Origin of the sequence: Micromonospora sp. DH13, from assembly GCF_020873825.1 — a bacterium.
Taxonomy (GTDB): Bacteria; Actinomycetota; Actinomycetes; order Mycobacteriales; family Micromonosporaceae; genus Micromonospora; species Micromonospora haikouensis.
This window is the reverse complement of record NZ_JAHWGR010000014.1, coordinates 50,875-68,044: the sequence shown is the minus strand read 5'-3', so window position 1 is coordinate 68,044 and position 17,170 is coordinate 50,875. Positions and strand designations below refer to the sequence as shown.

Genomic DNA, 17,170 nt, shown 5'->3' with positions numbered 1-17,170 from the left:
GGCAGACCCACCAAGCGGGCCGGACGCTGGCGGCCGGCTCCCCCCTCATGAGAGCCGGCCGACCAACAGACAGCGTCAGCAGTTGGTGTAGCTGCCGCTGCTCCCCCACGAGCAGGAGTCGATGGTCTTGCCCGCCGTGTCGCGCACGTACGCGGTGTCGCCGGTGTTGTTCCAGATGTACGCGCCCGACCCCCAGTACCGGTGGGTCGAGGTGTTGGTGCCCTTGCCGGTGTGGATGGTGACGCTGGCCCCGGCGGCGAGCTTGAAGTCGCTGGTGAACTTGTAGATGTGGCTCGACTTGTCGCGCAGCGTCCACGACTTGAGGTTGACGGTCGTGGTCTTGCGGTTGGTCAGCTTCACGTACTCGGCGTTCAGGCTGCTGTTCGACCGGTCGTCGGTGCCCGGCGAGTTGTAGTAGGCCTTGGTGATCTGGATCGCCGGGGTGGCGGCCTGCGCGGGCGCGGCCAGGGTGAGCGAGCCACCGACGGTGACGGCGAGAGCGACGGCGATGCCGGTCAGCCTCTTCTTCAACACGATCCCCCACATGCTGACGGCCGGCCCTCGACGGGTGCCGGCGCGGAACGTGAGCAGAGGCTATCGGCGTCGGACAGCCACTGTGGATGGTTCGACACCCGCGCCGGCAACTACGCCCGCAGGGCCCACCGATCGCGGCCGAACGGTGCCGAGGGACCGCGCGAACGGCGACGCAGCGTGACGCGAACGGCGGGAGAGCACGGGGCGAACGGCGACACAGCGTGACGCGAACGGCAGTACCGGGGCACGTCCCGGGCGGGCGAGCCTCACCCGGCGAGTGTGGCCGCCACCAACGAGTCGACGGCCCGAGGGTCCCAGCGGTCGGCGACGCCGGGGCGGCCCGCCAGGTAGCCGGCGATGCGCGCCGGCGCCCAGCTGTGCGCCTCGCGCAGGCCGGCGGCGAGCATCGCGAGGTATCCGGGGGCGGGCGCGGTCCACTCGACGTCCGCCGCCCGCCACGGTGCGGTGAAGGTCAGCATGGGCACGCCGTCGCGGAGCCCGGTGCACAGCAGCGTCTCGTAGCGCCCCGGGCCGAGAGTGGCCCGGCCGTGGGTGACCGCGGCCCCGATCAGGTCGAGGTCGGCGCCGGGCTCCCGGTACATCTCCTGCGCGGCGACGTCGGCGAACTGCTCGCGGGTGAGCAGCCAGGCCCGCGCCGCCGCCGTGCCGGGCAGCGCCGGATCGTAGAAGGCCATCCCGCCGGTCCAGGCCCGGGACTCCCCGGCAAAGTAGATGCCGCCGGGCACCAGCACCGCCGCCGACCGGCGGGGCGGCCGGCAGTCCCGACATCCGGGGTACGTCCGCAGCCCGCCCGGCGGCCGGCCCCCGCCCAGATACCAGCCGAGCCGGTCGGCGTGCATGTTCGAGCCGTAGGCGACGTACCAGAGAAGTTCGTCCATCCGGTCAGTACGCGCCGGTGCGGGCCGCCGCATGGCTCACCTGCACGGTGTGGGTGACGCAGCCGCCGTCGGCGACGAGGTGCAGCAGGAAGGCGGTGGGTTCGAGGGCGTACCCCATCTCGTCGCCCTCGTCGAGGGTGAGCGACGACTGCCGCCAGGTGCTCGGCGCGGTGGTCAGCACCGTGCCGGCGAAGCCGACCGTGACGGGGCGGTGCACGTGCCCGGCGACGACCCGGACGACGTGCGGGTGGGCGGCCACCACCGTGGCGAGGTCGTCGCCGTCGAGCAGGCGCATGCCGTCGAGGTAGGGCAGGCCCACCGGGACGGGCGGGTGGTGCAGGCAGACGACGGCGGGCAGCCCGGGTCGGCGGGCGAGCGTCTCGTCGAGCCAGGCGAGCTGCTCGGGGCCGAGCCGGCCGGCCGGCTCGCCGGGGCTGACGGAGTCGAGCACGACGATGGTCCCGTCGGGCTGCTCGACGGCGTAGTGGGGGAGGTAGCCGCCGCCGAGGTGCGGGGTGCCGCCGAAGATGTCGAGCAGCGACTCGCGGTCGTCGTGGTTGCCGGCGACGAGGTGCACCGGCACCGGGAACCGGGCGATCAGGTCGCGCAGCGCGACGTACTCCTCGGGGCTGCCGTGCTCGGTGAGGTCGCCGGTGATGACGACGTGGTCGGGTCGGGGGCGCAGGCCGAGCACCCGGCCGAGCGCCCGGTGCAGCGCGGCGGCGGGCTCGGCGGCGAGCGGACCGGTGGTGAGGTGGGTGTCGCTGAGCTGGGCGATGAGCATCGCGGGCCTCCAGGTCGACCGGTGCCTTCAGGCTATCGCCGCCGCACGCCGCCCACGGCCCCGTCCACAGGCCGCGTCCACAGCCTGTGGATAGCACATGTGTACGAAGTAAATGATCTTGGTGGCAGCCTGCTGAGCTGCGGTGAGTACGCTTGGTCGGGCCGCTTCCCTCCCCTGTCAGGAACCACGTGCGCGTAGATCACCACCGGGTCGTCCGGGACGTCACGGTCCGCCTGCCGATGGCGTCGACCGCCGTCGAGGCGTGCCAGTGGACCGTCACCGCGCTGGCCCGGTACGCGCCGGCCACGATCTCCGTGCTGCTCCAGGTGCGCGACCGGCTGCGCTGCGTCGCCGCCACCGGCGCGTGGCAGGTCTTCGCCACCGTCCCGCCGAAAGCCGGCGTCGTCGGCCGGGTGTACGCCTCCGGCGAGCCCGCCACCGTCGCGGACGTGGCCGCCGACCCCGACTACCTCCCGGTGCGCCCCGACGTGACCGCCGAGGTCTGCGTGCCGGTCCTCGACCCGGCGGGCCGGCCGATCGGGGTGCTCGACCTCCAGTGGTCCGACCCGGTCGAGCTGGACGCGTGGCGGGAGACCGCCGAACGCGTCGCCGCCCGGCTCGGCGCGCGGATCACCGCGCTGGGCGGCCCGCCCGCCGAGACCCGCAGCGAGAAGCTGCTGCGGCACGCCGCCGCGCTGACCGCGGCCCCCACCGAGTGGGACCTGATGACGACCGCCATCTGCGCGGCCCGGGAGGTCTCCACCCTCTCCGCGGCCGTGCTGCTGCTGTCCGGCGGCGGGAGGGGCCCCCGGCTGGGCGCACCCACCGGCGCACCGGGCGAGCTGGAGTCCCGCATCCGGGCCGAGCTGACCGAGGCGGGCGCGCCGGCCCTGCACCGGATGGTGACCCGCGCCCACCGGCACGGCGCCGGCTACACCCTCGGCGAGGCGGGGCACCCGCCCACGGAGGAATACCGGCCGCTCGCCGACGCCGGGGTGCGCACCCTGGTGGCGGTGCCCGTCGGGCCGCCCGACGGCGGCGGGGTGCTGCTGGTCGCCGACGAGCGGCTGCTGCGGCCCGACCCGACGACGGTCAACCTGATGGAGCTGCTCGCCGGGCAGGCGTGGACGTGCCTCGACCGGCTGCGTACGCTGGCGCGGCTGCGCGAGCAGGCCAGCTCCGACCCGCTGACCGGGCTGCGGCACACCGGGCCGTTCGGGCAGCGGATCGCGCGGGCCACCCCGGGGCGTACGGCGCTGCTGGCCATCGACGTGGACGGCTTCAAGGCGGTCAACGACACGTACGGCCACCAGGCCGGGGACCGGCTGCTGGTGGGGCTGGCCCGGGCGCTGGAGGCGGCGCTGCGCCAGGGCGACGAGCTGTACCGGATCGGCGGGGACGAGTTCGTCGCCGTGATCGAGGTGAACCGCCCCGAGGAGGCGGTGCGCATCGCCGAGCGGCTGGCCGAGGCGGCCCGGGGCACCGGCCGCACGATCAGCGTCGGCGTCGCCCTGCCCCGGCCGGGCGAGTCGCCCGAGCAGACCCTGCGCCGCGCCGACCAGGCCCTCTACGCGGTCAAGCGCCAGGGGCGCGACGGCGTCCGCCTGGCCGCCGCCTGAGCGGACGTCGTCGCGCCTGAGCGCCCGGCCGCCGCTGGGCGGGCCCACCGCGCCTGAGCGCCTCGCCGGCTGGGCGGGCCCGCCGGCGCGCGGGGCGTCAGCGGGCGGTGAGCTCCTTGGCCAGCAGCTCGCCGATCTGGGCGGTGTTGAGGGCCGCGCCCTTGCGCAGGTTGTCGCCGGTGACGAAGAGGTCGAGGGCGCGCGGGTCGTCGACGGCGCGGCGGATGCGGCCGACCCAGGACGGGTCGGTGCCCACGGCGTCGATCGGCATCGGGAACTCCCCCGCGGCCGGATCGTCGACCAGGATCACGCCGGGGGCGTTGCGCAGGGCCTCCCGGGCGCCCTCCGCGTCGACCTCGGTGGCGAAGACGGCGTGCACGGCCACGGAGTGGCCGGTCACCACCGGCACCCGTACGCAGGTCGCGGAGACCTTGAGGTCGGGCAGGCCGAGGATCTTGCGCGACTCGTTGCGCATCTTCAGCTCCTCGGACGACCACCCGCCGTCGGCGAGCGAGCCGGCCCAGGGCACCACGTTGAGCGCCAGCGGGGCGGGGAACGGCCCCAGCTCGTCGCCGACCGCCTGCCGCACGTCGCCAGGGCGGGAGCCGAGCACCCGGTCCCCGGCGATCTTGCCGAGCTGGAGGTGCAGCGCGTCCACGCCGGCCTGCCCCGCCCCGGAGACCGCCTGGTAGGACGCCAGGACCAGCTCGCGCAGCCCGTACTCGCGGTGCAGCGGGGCGATCGCCACGATCATCGCGAGGGTGGTGCAGTTGGCGTTGGCGACGATGCCCCTCGGCCGGTTGCGCACCTGCTCGGGGTTGATCTCGGGGACGACCAGCGGGACGTCGCGGTCCATCCGGAACGCGCCGGAGTTGTCGACCGCCACCGCGCCCCGGGACACCGCGACCGGGGCCCACTCGGCGGAGACGTCGTCGGGCACGTCGAACATGGCCACGTCGACGCCGTCGAACGCCTCCGGGGTGAGCGCCCCGACGGTCAGCTCCTCGCCCCGGCAGCGCACCCGCCGCCCGACCGACCGCTCGGAGGCGATCAGCCGGATCTCGCCCCACACGTCGCGCCGCGACGACAGCAGCTCGCACATGACGGTGCCGACGGCACCAGTCGCCCCGACCACGGCGAGGGTGGGCCGCGCCGGCACGGCGTTACCGCCCGGTCCCCGCGTAGACGATGGCCTCGGTGTCGCCGCCCAGCTCGAAGGCGTCGTGGATGGCCCGGACGGCCTTGTCGAGGTCGGTGTCCCGGCAGACCACGGAGACCCGGATCTCGGAGGTGGAGATCATCTCGATGTTGACGCCGGCAGCGCCGAGGGCGGCGAAGAAGCCGGCCGCGACGCCCGGGTGCGACCGCATCCCCGCGCCGATGAGCGAGACCTTGCCGACGTGGTCGTCGTAGAGCAGGCCCTTGAACTTGACCGGCTCCTGGATCTTGCTGAGCGCGGCCATGGCGGTCGGGCCGTCGGTCTTGGGCAGGGTGAACGAGATGTCCGTGCGGCCGGTGCCCTCGGTGGAGACGTTCTGCACGATCATGTCGATGTTGATCTCGGCGCTGGCGACGGTGTCGAAGATCCGCGCGGCGGCGCCCGGCTCGTCCGGCACCCCGACGATCGTGATCTTCGCCTCGCTGCGGTCGTGGGCGACGCCGGTGATCAGTGCCTGTTCCACAGCAAGGTCCTCCATCGATCCGGTGACCATCGTGCCGGTGTTGGTCGAGTATGACGAGCGGACGTGGATCGGCAGCCCCGCGCGGCGCGCGTACTCGACGCTGCGCAGGTGCAGCACCTTCGCGCCGCAGGCGGCCAGCTCCAGCATCTCCTCGTAGGTGACGTGGCGGATGTGCCGGGCGTTCGGCACGATCCGGGGGTCGGCGGTGAAGATGCCGTCGACGTCGGTGTAGATCTCGCAGACGTCGGCGTGCAGCGCGGCGGCGAGCGCCACGGCCGTGGTGTCCGAGCCGCCCCGGCCCAACGTGGTGACGTCCTTCGTGTCCTGCGAGACGCCCTGGAAGCCGGCGACGATGACCACCGCGCCCTCGTCGAGCGCGCCCTTGAGCCGCCCCGGGGTGACGTCGATGATCCGCGCCTTGCCGTGCACCGAGGTGGTGATCACGCCGGCCTGCGAGCCGGTGAACGAGCGGGCTTCGTACCCCAGGTTGTGGATGGCCATGGCGAGCAGCGCCATGGAGATCCGCTCCCCGGCGGTGAGCAGCATGTCCAGCTCGCGGCCCGGCGGCAGCGGACTCACCTGGTTGGCCAGGTCGAGCAGCTCGTCGGTGGTGTCGCCCATGGCGGAGACCACCACGACCACGTCGTCGCCGGCCTTGCGGGCGGCGACGATGCGCTCGGCCACCCGCTTGATCCGCTCGGCGTTGGCGACGGAGGATCCGCCGTACTTCTGCACCACGAGTGCCACGACGGTGCACTCCCTCCCCGCGTCCTTCGACGTGTCGCACCGCCGGCAACCAGCCGGTGGCACCTTGTCAGACCCCATCAGGGTATCCGGCGGCCCGGAAGGCCGGGTCAGGTGATCCCACCATCCGGCCCGCCCGGCCGGCCGGGCCGCGCCCTCACCAGCCCGCCGCGGGGTACGCGACACGCCCGCGCAACGGCGTCGGCGGGGTCCCGGGCGCGGCCCGCGCACCGCAGAATGACCCGGTGCACGCCCACCTCCGCGCGGCCCGGCGTCCGACCGGCGTCCCCACGCCCACCCCGCCGGCCCCACACCGCACCGGCATCCCCGCGCCCGTCCCGGCGGCCCGGCGGCTGACCGGCGTCGCGGCGCTCGCCGTCCTGCCGGCCCTGCTCGCCGCCTGCGCCGACGATCCGGCCCCCGCGCCGGCCCCGCCGACGCCCACCGACCCCGCGCCCGCCGCCGCCGACGCCGCCCGCGACGAGTTGGCCGCCCTGGCCGCGGCGGCCCAGGACCGGAGCTTCACCGCCCGCTACACCCTGGCCGACGGCACCGGTTCCGACCGCTCGATCGTGGTGACCAGCGCCGCCGACGGCACCTGGCGGGTGGACGTGCCGGGCGGGGCGCTGGGCGGCACGGCGGACGTGTCGCTCGCCGCCACGGCCGACGGGCTCTACCAGTGCGGCCTGCCGTCGGCGGGCCGGCCGGAGCCGGCGAGCTGCGTACGCCTCGGCGACCCGACGGACGCCGTCCCGCACCGGCTGGACCCCCGGGTGCAGCACCCGTTCACCGACTGGCTGGAGGTGCTCACCGACCGGCGGGCCCCTCTCGCGGTCTCCCCGGCCCGACCGCCGCAGGGGGCGAGCGGGTCCTGCTACTCGGTCGACACCACCTCGGCCTCGTTGAACGCCCCGCTGGACGTCGGCATCTACTGCTACGCCCCGGACGGCACCCCGACGGCGGTGCGGACCACCGGCGGCACGCTCGTCCTGGCCGGGCCGGCCGGCCCGGGGCCCGCGACGGTGCAGCTGGCCGGCCCGGTCACCGACGGCGAGCCGCTCGGCGTCGCCGCGCCGGAGCCCACGGCGGAGTCCTCGCCGGAGTCCCCGCCGGAGCCGGCTCCGTCTGGCACGGCAACGCCCTGACCGGCCGTCCGTTACGGGTGGCTCCGGCCACATTCACCCGACCCGCATTACGGGGCAAAAAGTCCGATACGGGATGCTTCATCCATGGCTGACCTGACCCCGCTGCTCGCGTTCCGCTGGAGTCCCCGGGCGTTCGACCCCGCCGCCACGCTGACCGCCGACGAGGCCGCCTCGCTGCTGGAGGCGGCCCGCTGGGCACCCTCCGCGGGCAACGGTCAGCCGTGGCGGTTCGCCCTCGGCCACCGGGACGACGAGACCTGGAAACGCATCCTGGTCAACCTCCCCTCCGACGACCAGCCGTGGGCCCGGCACGCCGCCGCCCTGCTGCTCGGCGCCCACCTCACCGCCGGCACCACGGCAAGCGGCACCACCGTGACCGGCGGCGCCCGCGACGCCGGCACCGGCGCGGCGTACGACCTGGGGCAGGCGGTGGCCCACCTGACCGTGCAGGCCACCGCGCTCGGGCTCTACGTGCGCCAGATCGCCGGCTTCGACCACGCCGGGCTCGCCGCCGACCTGGACCTGCCGGCCGGCGTCCGCCCGCTGGTGGTGGCGGCGGTGGGCCGACTCGGCGACCCGTCCAGCCTGCCCACCGCGCTGCGGGCACAGGAGGTCGGCCTGCGCCGCCGCCGGCCCCTGGCCGACCTGCTGCTGCGCTGAGCGTCGACGATTGCCGGCCGGGCTGGGCCGAGCGTGACGCCAGGCTGGGACGGGACCCGGCCGCCCAGCCTCCGGTGGCACCGCGTCCGAGCAGCAGGAATCTCGACCGGTTGCGACTCCCGTCTCAATCTGCGGACCGGCCTTCCCACCCCCCGTCCCATCACGTAGGGTCACTCTGTCATGTGGCGGGCGTACCTTCTCCTTGGTCGCCGCGACGAGGCCTGACCGGCCGGCACCTCGTCGCGGAGTCGAAGCGCGCCGTCCAGCAGATCCGAACCTCCCGTCGGCGCCCCGCGCCGGCCCCGGCACCGGCCCAGCCGCCGCTGCCGCACCGTCGCCGGCCTTCCGATTGCTGACGCCACCTGACTCAGGGGGAACACTCCGCCATGGCTCAACCCGCCACCGCCTCCGACACCGACGCTGATCCCTTCGCCCGGCAGCGCCCCAGCCGGATGCCGCACCACCGCTACCAGCCCTACCAGCAGCAGTTCCGGATCGACCTGCCCGACCGCACCTGGCCGACGCGGCACGTCGAGGCCGCGCCCCGCTGGTGCGCCGTGGACCTGCGCGACGGCAACCAGGCCCTGATCGACCCGATGTCCCCCGAGCGCAAGCGCCGGATGTTCCAGCTGCTGGTGCAGATGGGCTACAAGGAGATCGAGGTCGGCTTCCCGTCGGCCAGCCAGACCGACTACGACTTCGTCCGGCAGCTCATCGAGCAGGATCTGATCCCCGACGACGTGACCATCCAGGTGCTCACCCAGTGCCGGGAGCACCTGATCGAGCGGACGTTCGAGTCGCTGCGCGGCGCGAAGCGGGCGATCGTGCACTTCTACAACTCGACCTCCACGCTCCAGCGTCGGGTGGTCTTCGGCCTGGACCGGGACGGCATCACCGACATCGCCACCAGCGGCGCGCGGCTCTGCCAGAAGTACGCGGAGATCCACACCCCCGACACGGAGATCTACTACGAATACTCTCCGGAGTCGTACACGGGCACCGAGCTGGAGTACGCGCTCCAGGTCTGCTCGGCGGTGATCGAAGTGATCGACCCGACCCCGGACCGCAAGCTGATCATCAACCTGCCGGCGACCGTCGAGATGGCCACCCCCAACGTGTACGCCGACTCGATCGAGTGGATGCACCGCCGCCTGCCCCGCCGCGACAGCCTGGTGCTGAGCCTGCACCCGCACAACGACCGGGGCACCGGCGTGGCCGCCGCCGAGCTGGGCCTGCTGGCCGGCGCGGACCGGATCGAGGGCTGCCTGTTCGGCAACGGCGAGCGCACCGGCAACGTCGACCTGGTGACGCTGGGGCTCAACCTGTTCTCCCAGGGCATCGACCCGATGATCGACTTCTCGAACATCGACGAGGTCAAGCGGGCCGTCGAGTACTGCAACCAGCTGCCGGTGCACGAGCGCCACCCGTACGCGGGCGACCTGGTCTACACCGCCTTCTCCGGCTCCCACCAGGACGCCATCAAGAAGGGCTTCGACGCCCTGCACGCCGACGCGGCGGCGGCCGGGGTGCCGGTCGACGACTTCGCCTGGGCCGTGCCCTACCTGCCGGTCGACCCGAAGGACCTGGGCCGCACCTACGAGGCGGTCATCCGGGTCAACTCGCAGTCCGGCAAGGGCGGCGTCGCGTACATCATGAAGAGCGAGCACCAGCTCGACCTGCCCCGCCGCCTGCAGATCGAGTTCTCCGGCGTGGTCCAGCAGGTCACCGACCACGGCGGCGGCGAGGTCGACCCCGGCACCATGTGGGACATCTTCGCCGGGCATTACCTGGTCGACCACCAGAGCGACCCGGCGCTGACGCTGGCCGGCTACGCCATCGGCACCGTCGACGGCAAGGTCGAGATCGAGGCCCGGGTCGGCGTCGGCGGGTCGGACACCCGGTCGCTGACCGCCGTCGGCAACGGCCCCATCGACGCGTACGTCAACGCGCTGGAGTCGGTGGGCGTGGCGGTACGGGTGCTCGACTACCACGAGCACGCGCTCTCCTCCGGCGGCGACGCGCAGGCCGCCGCGTACGTCGAGTGCGAGGTGGACGGTCGCACGGTGTGGGGCGTCGGGGTGGACGCGAACATCGTCACCGCCTCCGTGAAGGCGGTCACCAGCGCCGTCAACCGCGCCCGCGCCTGAGGTGCAAGGAAGGGCCCCCTGTTAACGCATTCTGCATAGCAGGGGGCCCTTCCTAACGAGCGCTGCCGCTCACCTGGGGCGGTGGATCAGCAGGCCGGCCATCGCCGCGCCCGCCAGCAGCCCGCTCGCGCACCAGAGCATCGCCCCCCGGAACGCGTCGGTCAGGGCCGCCGCCTGCTCGTACCCGGTGCCGCTCAGCCCGACCAGCAGCGGCAGCGCGGCCACCGCGAGCAGGCCGCCGGCCCGCGACGCGGCGTTGTTGAACCCGCTGGCCACCCCGGCGAACCGGTCCGCCACGGCGGCCAGCACCGAGGCGGTCAGCGGGGCCACCACGAGGGTGAGGCCGAGGCCGAAGAGGGTCACCCCGGGCAGCACGTCCGTCCAGTACGACGCGCCCGGGGACACCCCGCGCAGCAGCAGCAGGCCGAGCGCGGCCACGACCGGCCCGATCGTCAGCGGCAGCCGGGGCCCGATCCGGGCCGACAGCGCGCCGGCCCGCGACGAGCCGACCAGCAGCAGCACCGTCATCGGTACGGTGGCCAGGCCGGTGAGCATGGCCGACCAGCCGACGACGTTCTGCAGGTAGACGGAGAGAAAGAAGGTGAACCCGCCGAGGGCCGCGTACACCACCACCGTGAAGACGTTCAGCACCGAGAAGAGCCGGCTGCCGAACAGGCCGGTGGGCAGCATCGCGGTGTCGCCCCGGCGGCGTTCCACCAGCACGAACGCCACGGCCGCGAGCACGCCGACCAGCACCGACGCCAGCACCGGCAGCGAGGTCACCCCGCGGGCCGGTGCGTCGATCAGGGCGTACGTCACGCCACCGAGGCCGAGCGCGCCGAGCAGCGCGCCGGCCACGTCGAACCGCCGCCGGCCCGATCCGGTACGCGAGGCGTCGACGTCGCGGCTCTCGGGTGCCCAGCGCAGCGCGGCGAGCACCACCGGCACGGCCAGCGGCAGGTTGATGAAGAAGATCCACCGCCAGGACAGGGCGTCGATCAGCCAGCCGCCGACGAACGGGCCGAGCGCGGTGGAGACCCCGGCCAGCCCGGACCAGGTGCCGATGGCCCGGCCCCGGTCGTCCGGGTGGAAGCTGGACTGGAGCACCGACAGCGAGCCGGGGGTGAGCAGCGCGCCGCCGGCGCCCTGGAGGAACCGGGCCGCGATCAGCCAGCCGGTGCCCTGGGCCAGGCCGCACAGCGCGGAGGCGACGGCGAACCAGACCACCCCGAGGAGGAAGACGCGCCGCCGCCCGAAGCGGTCGCCCAGCGCGCCGCCGAGCAGCACGAACGCGGCCAGCATCAACAGGTAGCCGTTGACGGTCCACTGGAGACCGGCCACGGTGGCGCCGAGGTCCGCACCGAGGCGGGGCAGTGCGACGTTGACCACCGTGCTGTCCAGGAAGACCATGCCGGAGGCGAGGATGGCGGCGAGCAGGGTGCCCCGGCCGGCGGGGGTGCCCATCCGGAGCGCGGGAGCGTGGGGCGGTGTGGGTGCGGTCACGGGTACCAGTGTTCCTCCGGCCGATTTGCCGGACGCCACGAATCATGGAAACGGTGCCGGGGTACTGTGCGCAATCGCCGGGAGCCCGCAAGCTGGAGAGGTGTCGTCTGTGCGTACCAGATCAGGACGTCGCGCGGCCGTGGTCGCCGCGCTCGCCGTGGCGCTGGCCGTCGCGACCGCCGGCTGCGAGGTGGTCGACGAGCCGGAGGCCGCGCCCAGCGGCGGCGGGGGCAACGTCGGGCAGATGCTCGACCAGCTCACCGTGGCGAGCGCCGCGTCGATGAAGGGTTACAGCCGCAGCCGCTTCCCGCACTGGCGGGACACCGGCAAGAACTGCGACGTACGCGACAGCGTGCTGAAGCGCGACGGCAAGGACATCCGGTTCTCCGGCTGCAACGTGGTCGCGGGCCGCTGGGAGAGCGTGTACGACGGGCGGACGTTCACCGACCCCTCCGACGTGGACATCGACCACACGGTCCCGCTGGCCAACGCGTGGCGCTCGGGTGCCGACGAGTGGGACGACGCCAAGCGGGGCGACTTCGCCAACGATCTCACGCGACCGCAGCTCATCGCCGTTTCGGCGTCCTCCAACCGGTCCAAGGGTGACCAGGATCCGTCGCAGTGGAAGCCGGCGAACCGGTCGTACTGGTGCCAGTACGCCGAGGACTGGGTGACGGTGAAGCACCACTGGCGGCTGACGGTGACCAGTGCCGAGAAGGCCGCCCTGTCCGACATGTTGGGGGGCTGCACATGGGCGAGCAAGCCGTGACGGGCGAGGCCGGGGCGGCACCGGCACCGGGGCAGGCCCCGGACGCGGGCGCTACCGGGGGCGAAGCGTCGAGCCGTACGGCCGACATCGTGCCCGGCCCCGGCGGCGTGATGACCGACGAGGTCGGCGTGGTGACCGGCGAGCTGACCCTGCGCACCGAGTACGCCGACGGCCAGGTCGCCCTGCGCGTGCAGTACCGGGAGGCCGACGAGTGGTACGCCGTCACCGGCGGGCGGGCCCCGCTGGCCGATCCGGCCGGGCTGGACGCCGTGCACACGATCGCCGTCGGCCTGCTCCACCGCCCGGAGGGCTGACCGGCCGCCGAGCTGAACGCCCGGAGGGCAGACCGGCCACAGGTGTTAACAGGGGCCCCCTGCTATGCAGAATGCGTTAACAGGGGGCCCCTCCTTGCACCTCAGACGTAGGAGCCGGGTTCCGTGGGGGCCGAGACGACCGCCGGGTCCTCGCCCTCGCCCTCGGGCCGCACGATCTGGGCGCTCACCTTGTGCGGGCGCAGCTCGCCGCTGGCGATCCGCTCCGCGAAGTGGCAGGCGACCCGGCTGCCGCCGATCTCCCGCAGCGCCGGCCGCTCGTCGGCGCAGCGGGTCGGCTGGGCCCACGGGCAGCGGGTGTGGAAGCGGCAGCCCGACGGCGGGTTGGCCGGCGAGGGCAGGTCACCGGCGAGCAGGATGCGTTCCCGCCGGTCCTCGACGTCCGGGTCCGGCACGGGCACGGCCGACATGAGCGCCCGCGTGTACGGGTGCAGCGGCTCGCTGTAGAGCCGGTCGCTCGGCGCCTCCTCGACCAGCGCGCCCAGGTACATGACGCCGACGACGTCGGAGATGTGCTTGACCACGGCCAGGTCGTGCGCGATCACCAGGTACGTCAGGCCCAGGTTGTCCTGGAGTTCGTCGAGCAGGTTCACCACCTGGGCCTGGATGGAGACGTCCAGGGCGGAGACGGGCTCGTCGGCGACGATCAGCTCGGGGCCGAGCACGAGGGCCCGGGCGATGCCGATGCGCTGCCGCTGGCCGCCGGAGAACTCGTGCGGGTAGCGGGACAGCGCCCACCGGGGCAGCCCGACGGCGTCGAGGGTCTCGCCGATGATCCGCCGCCGGTCGTCGCGGTCGGTGCCGATGCCGTGGGTCTGCAACCCCTCGGTCAGGATCGACTCGACGTTCTGCCGGGGGTCGAGGCTCGACATCGGGTCCTGGAAGATCATCTGCATCCGGCGGCGCATGGTGCGCAGCTTCCCCGCCGCGAGGGTGGTCAGCTCGACGCCGTCGAAGCGGACCTCGCCGCCGGTGGGCGGGGTGAGCTGGAGCAGCGCCCGGCCGAGCGTGGACTTGCCGCAGCCGGACTCGCCGACCAGCCCGTACGTCTTGCCGCGCGGGATGCTCAGGTCGACGCCGTCGACGGCCTTGACGTGGCCGACGACCCGGTCGAGGATCAGCCCCCGCTTGATCGGGAAGTGCACCTTCAGGTCGCGGACCTCGACGAGGATGTCGCTCTCGGTCACGGCTTCTCCTCCTCGCGCGGTGCGGGCACCGGGCCGCCGGTCGCGGGCTCCGACGCGCCGGCGTCGGTCGCCGCCGGGGGCAGCGTGCCGGGGACCGGGGGCGGGTTGACGCACCGGTAGCTGCGGCCGTCGTAGGTGAGCGTCAGCTCCGGCGGCGCCCCCACGCACTCGTCGACCCGGCGGGTGCAGCGCGGGGCGAAGGCGCAGCCGTCCGGCCAGGCCAGCACGTCCCGCACGGAGCCGGGGATGGGGTTGAGCCGTTCGCCGCGCCCGGCGTCCAGGCGCGGCACCGAGCCGAGCAACCCCACGGTGTACGGGTGCCGCGGCTCGCGGAACAGCGGGCGGCGGCGGGCCGTCTCCACCACCCGGCCGGCGTACAGCACGTTGATCGTGTCGCACATGCCGGCGACCACCCCCAGGTCGTGGGTGATCATCACGAGCGCGGTGCCGGAGTCCCGGACCAGTTCCTTGAGCAGCTCCAGGATCTGCGCCTGGATGGTGACGTCGAGCGCGGTGGTCGGCTCGTCGGCGATGAGCAGCCGGGGCTGGCAGGCCACCGCCATGGCGATCAGGGCCCGCTGCCGCATGCCGCCGGAGAGCTGGTGCGGGTATTCCTTGAGCCGGCGGCGCGGGTCGGGGATGCCGACCCGGTCGAGCAGGTCGGCGGCCTCCTTCTGGGCCGCCTCCCCCTTCATCCCCCGGTGCCGGGTGAGCACCTCGGTCACCTGGAGCCCGATCGGGATCACCGGGTTCAGCGAGGAGAGCGGATCCTGGAAGATCATCGCGACGTCCCGGCCCCGGATGTCGCGCCGGGACCGGTCGTCGAGCTGGAGCAGGTCCGTGCCGTCGAAGACGGCCCTGCCGCCGACCCGCAGGCCGGGCTGCCTGGGCAGCAGACCCATGATCGCCAGCGACGTGACGCTCTTGCCGCAGCCGGACTCGCCGACGAGGCCGACCACCTCGCCCGCGTCGACGGAGAAGGAGACCCCGTCGACGGCGTGCACGGTGCGCTGACCGCGCCGGGCGAAGGTGACGGAGAGGTCGTCCACTTCGAGCAGTGCCATTATCGGCCTTCCGTTTGCGACTGCGGGGCTCGCAAGCTCACTCCTCGCGCTGCACACACGACAGCCGACCTACTTCCGCAGCTTCGGGTCGAGGGCCTCGCGCATCGCCTCGCCGAGCAGGGTGAAGCCGAGCGCGGTGACGATGATGGCGAGGGCGGGCAGGATGGCGAGCCGGGGCGCGGCGTCGAGGTAGCGCTGCGCGTCGGCGAGCATCACGCCCCACTCGGGGATGGACGCGTCGTTGTTGCCCAGGCCGAGGAACGACAGCGCCGCGGCCTCGATGATCGCGGTGGCCAGGGTCAGCGTCGCCTGGACGATGACCGGGGCGAGCGAGTTCGGCACCACGTGGGTCAGGGCGATCTTCGGCTTCCGCACGCCCAGCGACGTCGCGGCGAGCACGTAGTCGCTGTTCGACTGGGAGATCATCGACCCGCGCAGCAGCCGGGCGAAGACCGGCACGGAGACCACGCCGACCGCGATCATGACGGTGGTGAGGCCGGCGCCGAGCAGCGCGGCGATGCTGATGGCCAGCAGCAGGCTCGGCATGGCCAGCAGCATGTCGACGAAGCGCATGAGGGTGTTGTCGACGGCCCGGCCCCACTTGCCGCCGAGGCCGGCGCTGGCCCCGGCGATGCCGCCGATGAGCGACCCGACGGCCAGGCCGATCAGCGTGGAGACCACGCCGACGAGCAGGGTCTGCCGGGCACCGACGATCATGCGGCTGAACTCGTCGCGGCCGATGTGGTCGACGCCGAACCAGTTGTCGGCCCGGGGGCCCGGGAAGTAGCCGATGTTGTCCCGGATCTCGCCCTTCCACAGCTGCGCGTCGGCCGGGTAGGGGACGAGGAACGGGCCGACGATGGCGATCAGCAGGAACAGGGCCAGGATGACCGCGCCGACGATCGCGGCCGGGTTGCGCCGCAACCGGCGGAACGCCTCCCGCCAGAGGCTCACGCCGCGCTCGTCGTCCCGGGCGGCCAACTCGGCGAGCCGGTCGATCTTCTCGCGCTTCTTGCCGGGGCTGATCGTCATCGCACCCTCACCCTCGGGTCGATCACGCTGTAGGAGAGGTCCACGAGGAGGTTCACCAGCACGTACACCACCGCGATGATCAGGATGAAGCCCATCAGCACGGGATAGTCGCGCTGGCTGATCGCCTCGGCGACGAACGCCCCGATGCCGCTGAAGGCGAAGACGGTCTCCGTCAGCACCGCGCCGGAGAGCAGCCCGCCGGTGAGCAGGCCGATCGAGGTGACCACGGGGAGCATGGCGTTGCGCAGCACGTGCCGGCGGCGGACCGTCGACTCGGTGAGGCCCTTGGCCTCGGCGGTGCGGACGAAGTCCTCGTTGAGCACCTCCAGCACGCTGGCCCGGGTGATCCGGACGATGATCGCCAGGGGGATGCTCGCCAGCGCGAGGCCCGGCAGCACCAGGTGCCAGAGGGCGTCGGCGGCGGCGTCCCACTCCCGGGTCATCAGCCCGTCGAGGACGAAGAAGTTGGTGATCCGGGTCGCGCCGAGGGTCGGGTCCTGCCGGCCGCTGGACGGGAACCAGCCGAGGTTCTCCGAGAAGAGGGCCTTGAGCACGTACGCGAGGAAGAACACCGGGATGCAGATGCCGATCAGCGAGCCGCCGACCGACAGGTGGTCGAACAGCCGGCCCCGGCGGCGGGCGGCCAGGTAGCCGAGCGGGATGCCGATGCCGATGGCGATGATCATGGCCATCACGGTCAGCTCGACGGTGCCGGGGAACCGCTCGAAGAACTCGGTGACGACCGGGCGCTTGGTGGAGGTCGAGGTGCCCAGGTCCAGTTTGATCAGTCGCCGGACGAACCGGCCGTACTGGATCAGGATCGGCTCGTCGAGGCCGAGGTTGCGGCGGATGGCGGCGCGCATCTCCGGGGTGCCGCGCTCGCCGAGGATGGCGGTCTCGGGGCCGCCGGGCAGCCGCCGGAGCCAGATGAACAACAGGAGGGAGAGCCCGAACAGCGTCGGTATCAGCTGGAGCAGGCGTCTGACGATGAACCGGAACACGGCGGCCTCGAAAGGGGTACGGAGGGCTGCGGGCGGGCGCCGTGGGTAACGGCGCCCGCCCGTGGTCC

At 73.5% G+C, this 17,170-nt stretch carries 16 protein-coding genes; 6 read left to right on the top strand and 10 right to left on the bottom strand.

Annotated elements, in window-relative coordinates:
* Positions 1-75: 75 nt before the first annotated feature.
* From LPA42_RS15920 to LPA42_RS15910, 3 genes are all read right to left on the bottom strand, one after another.
* Positions 76-534 carry a lamin tail domain-containing protein gene (locus LPA42_RS15920; RefSeq protein ID WP_228986650.1) on the bottom strand — a complete coding sequence of 153 codons (459 nt, stop codon included), beginning with the start codon at positions 532-534 and terminating at the stop codon, positions 76-78.
* Between the two features lie 266 nt (positions 535-800).
* Entirely contained in the window at positions 801-1,433 is a 633-nt protein-coding gene (locus LPA42_RS15915; protein WP_198956589.1) for a histone deacetylase, read from the bottom strand.
* 4 nt (positions 1,434-1,437) lie between these two features.
* Positions 1,438-2,217, bottom strand: a complete 780-nt coding sequence (locus tag LPA42_RS15910; RefSeq protein WP_077937964.1) for a phosphodiesterase — start codon at positions 2,215-2,217, stop codon at positions 1,438-1,440.
* A 239-nt stretch (positions 2,218-2,456) separates the two neighbouring features.
* Here LPA42_RS15910 and LPA42_RS15905 point away from each other — a divergent pair, with 239 nt between their 5' ends.
* The gene (locus LPA42_RS15905; RefSeq protein ID WP_077937975.1) at positions 2,457-3,836 is read left to right on the top strand and encodes a diguanylate cyclase; all 1,380 of its coding nucleotides are present in this window, start codon (positions 2,457-2,459) and stop codon (positions 3,834-3,836) included.
* Between the two features lie 97 nt (positions 3,837-3,933).
* On the opposite strand, the gene LPA42_RS15900 is transcribed toward LPA42_RS15905, so the two are convergent.
* Both LPA42_RS15900 and LPA42_RS15895 read right to left on the bottom strand, forming a co-directional pair.
* Positions 3,934-4,995 carry an aspartate-semialdehyde dehydrogenase gene (locus tag LPA42_RS15900; protein WP_043964903.1) on the bottom strand — a complete coding sequence of 354 codons (1,062 nt, stop codon included), beginning with the start codon at positions 4,993-4,995 and terminating at the stop codon, positions 3,934-3,936.
* Between the two features lie 4 nt (positions 4,996-4,999).
* Positions 5,000-6,265 (bottom strand): aspartate kinase, encoded by a 1,266-nt coding sequence (locus LPA42_RS15895; RefSeq protein ID WP_077937963.1) that lies wholly within the window; start codon positions 6,263-6,265, stop codon positions 5,000-5,002.
* A 242-nt stretch (positions 6,266-6,507) separates the two neighbouring features.
* Here LPA42_RS15895 and LPA42_RS15890 point away from each other — a divergent pair, with 242 nt between their 5' ends.
* From LPA42_RS15890 to leuA, 3 genes are all read left to right on the top strand, one after another.
* On the top strand, positions 6,508-7,407 hold the full coding sequence (locus LPA42_RS15890; protein WP_228986649.1) for a hypothetical protein: 900 nt from the start codon (positions 6,508-6,510) through the stop codon (positions 7,405-7,407).
* An 84-nt stretch (positions 7,408-7,491) separates the two neighbouring features.
* A complete protein-coding gene (locus LPA42_RS15885; protein ID WP_077937962.1) occupies positions 7,492-8,067 on the top strand; it encodes a nitroreductase family protein in 576 nt (191 codons plus the stop codon).
* 386 nt (positions 8,068-8,453) lie between these two features.
* Positions 8,454-10,214 (top strand): 2-isopropylmalate synthase, encoded by a 1,761-nt coding sequence (gene leuA / locus LPA42_RS15880; protein ID WP_077937961.1) that lies wholly within the window; start codon positions 8,454-8,456, stop codon positions 10,212-10,214.
* Between the two features lie 69 nt (positions 10,215-10,283).
* On the opposite strand, the gene LPA42_RS15875 is transcribed toward leuA, so the two are convergent.
* Positions 10,284-11,678 carry an MFS transporter gene (locus LPA42_RS15875; RefSeq protein ID WP_198956590.1) on the bottom strand — a complete coding sequence of 465 codons (1,395 nt, stop codon included), beginning with the start codon at positions 11,676-11,678 and terminating at the stop codon, positions 10,284-10,286.
* A gap of 148 nt (positions 11,679-11,826) precedes the next feature.
* On the opposite strand from LPA42_RS15875, the gene LPA42_RS15870 reads away from it, so the two are divergent.
* Positions 11,827-12,486: an HNH endonuclease family protein gene (locus LPA42_RS15870; RefSeq protein ID WP_077937959.1), complete on the top strand. Its 660-nt coding sequence runs from the start codon at positions 11,827-11,829 to the stop codon at positions 12,484-12,486.
* Positions 12,384-12,800 carry a hypothetical protein gene (locus LPA42_RS34470; protein WP_308291151.1) on the top strand — a complete coding sequence of 139 codons (417 nt, stop codon included), beginning with the start codon at positions 12,384-12,386 and terminating at the stop codon, positions 12,798-12,800. Before LPA42_RS15870 ends, LPA42_RS34470 begins: the two co-directional genes overlap by 103 nt.
* Before the next feature lie 101 nt (positions 12,801-12,901).
* Here the strand turns inward: LPA42_RS34470 and LPA42_RS15860 are convergent, their stop codons facing one another.
* The 4 genes from LPA42_RS15860 to LPA42_RS15845 all read right to left on the bottom strand — a co-directional run bounded on the left by LPA42_RS15860 (position 12,902) and on the right by LPA42_RS15845 (position 17,102).
* Positions 12,902-14,005 (bottom strand): ABC transporter ATP-binding protein, encoded by a 1,104-nt coding sequence (locus LPA42_RS15860; protein ID WP_043964893.1) that lies wholly within the window; start codon positions 14,003-14,005, stop codon positions 12,902-12,904.
* Entirely contained in the window at positions 14,002-15,069 is a 1,068-nt protein-coding gene (locus LPA42_RS15855; RefSeq protein WP_077937957.1) for an ABC transporter ATP-binding protein, read from the bottom strand. Before LPA42_RS15855 ends, LPA42_RS15860 begins: the two co-directional genes overlap by 4 nt.
* Before the next feature lie 69 nt (positions 15,070-15,138).
* On the bottom strand, positions 15,139-16,101 hold the full coding sequence (locus LPA42_RS15850; RefSeq protein WP_077937956.1) for an ABC transporter permease: 963 nt from the start codon (positions 16,099-16,101) through the stop codon (positions 15,139-15,141).
* Positions 16,098-17,102, bottom strand: coding sequence for an ABC transporter permease (locus LPA42_RS15845; RefSeq protein ID WP_043964889.1), 1,005 nt, complete (start codon positions 17,100-17,102; stop codon positions 16,098-16,100). The genes LPA42_RS15850 and LPA42_RS15845 overlap by 4 nt, the downstream gene beginning before the upstream one ends.
* Positions 17,103-17,170: the final 68 nt, after the last annotated feature.

Bases quoted from the DNA above. Each gene is read 5' to 3' on its own strand.
- LPA42_RS15915 (WP_198956589.1), bottom strand. From the start codon at position 1,433: ATGGACGAACTTCTCTGGTACGTCGCCTACGGCTCGAACATGCACGCC.
- LPA42_RS15910 (WP_077937964.1), bottom strand. From the start codon at position 2,217: ATGCTCATCGCCCAGCTCAGCGACACCCACCTCACCACCGGTCCGCTC.
- LPA42_RS15905 (WP_077937975.1), top strand. From the start codon at position 2,457: ATGGCGTCGACCGCCGTCGAGGCGTGCCAGTGGACCGTCACCGCGCTG.
- LPA42_RS15885 (WP_077937962.1), top strand. From the start codon at position 7,492: ATGGCTGACCTGACCCCGCTGCTCGCGTTCCGCTGGAGTCCCCGGGCG.
- leuA (WP_077937961.1), top strand. From the start codon at position 8,454: ATGGCTCAACCCGCCACCGCCTCCGACACCGACGCTGATCCCTTCGCC.
- LPA42_RS15875 (WP_198956590.1), bottom strand. From the start codon at position 11,678: ATGGGCACCCCCGCCGGCCGGGGCACCCTGCTCGCCGCCATCCTCGCC.
- LPA42_RS15855 (WP_077937957.1), bottom strand. From the start codon at position 15,069: ATGGCACTGCTCGAAGTGGACGACCTCTCCGTCACCTTCGCCCGGCGC.
- LPA42_RS15850 (WP_077937956.1), bottom strand. From the start codon at position 16,101: ATGACGATCAGCCCCGGCAAGAAGCGCGAGAAGATCGACCGGCTCGCC.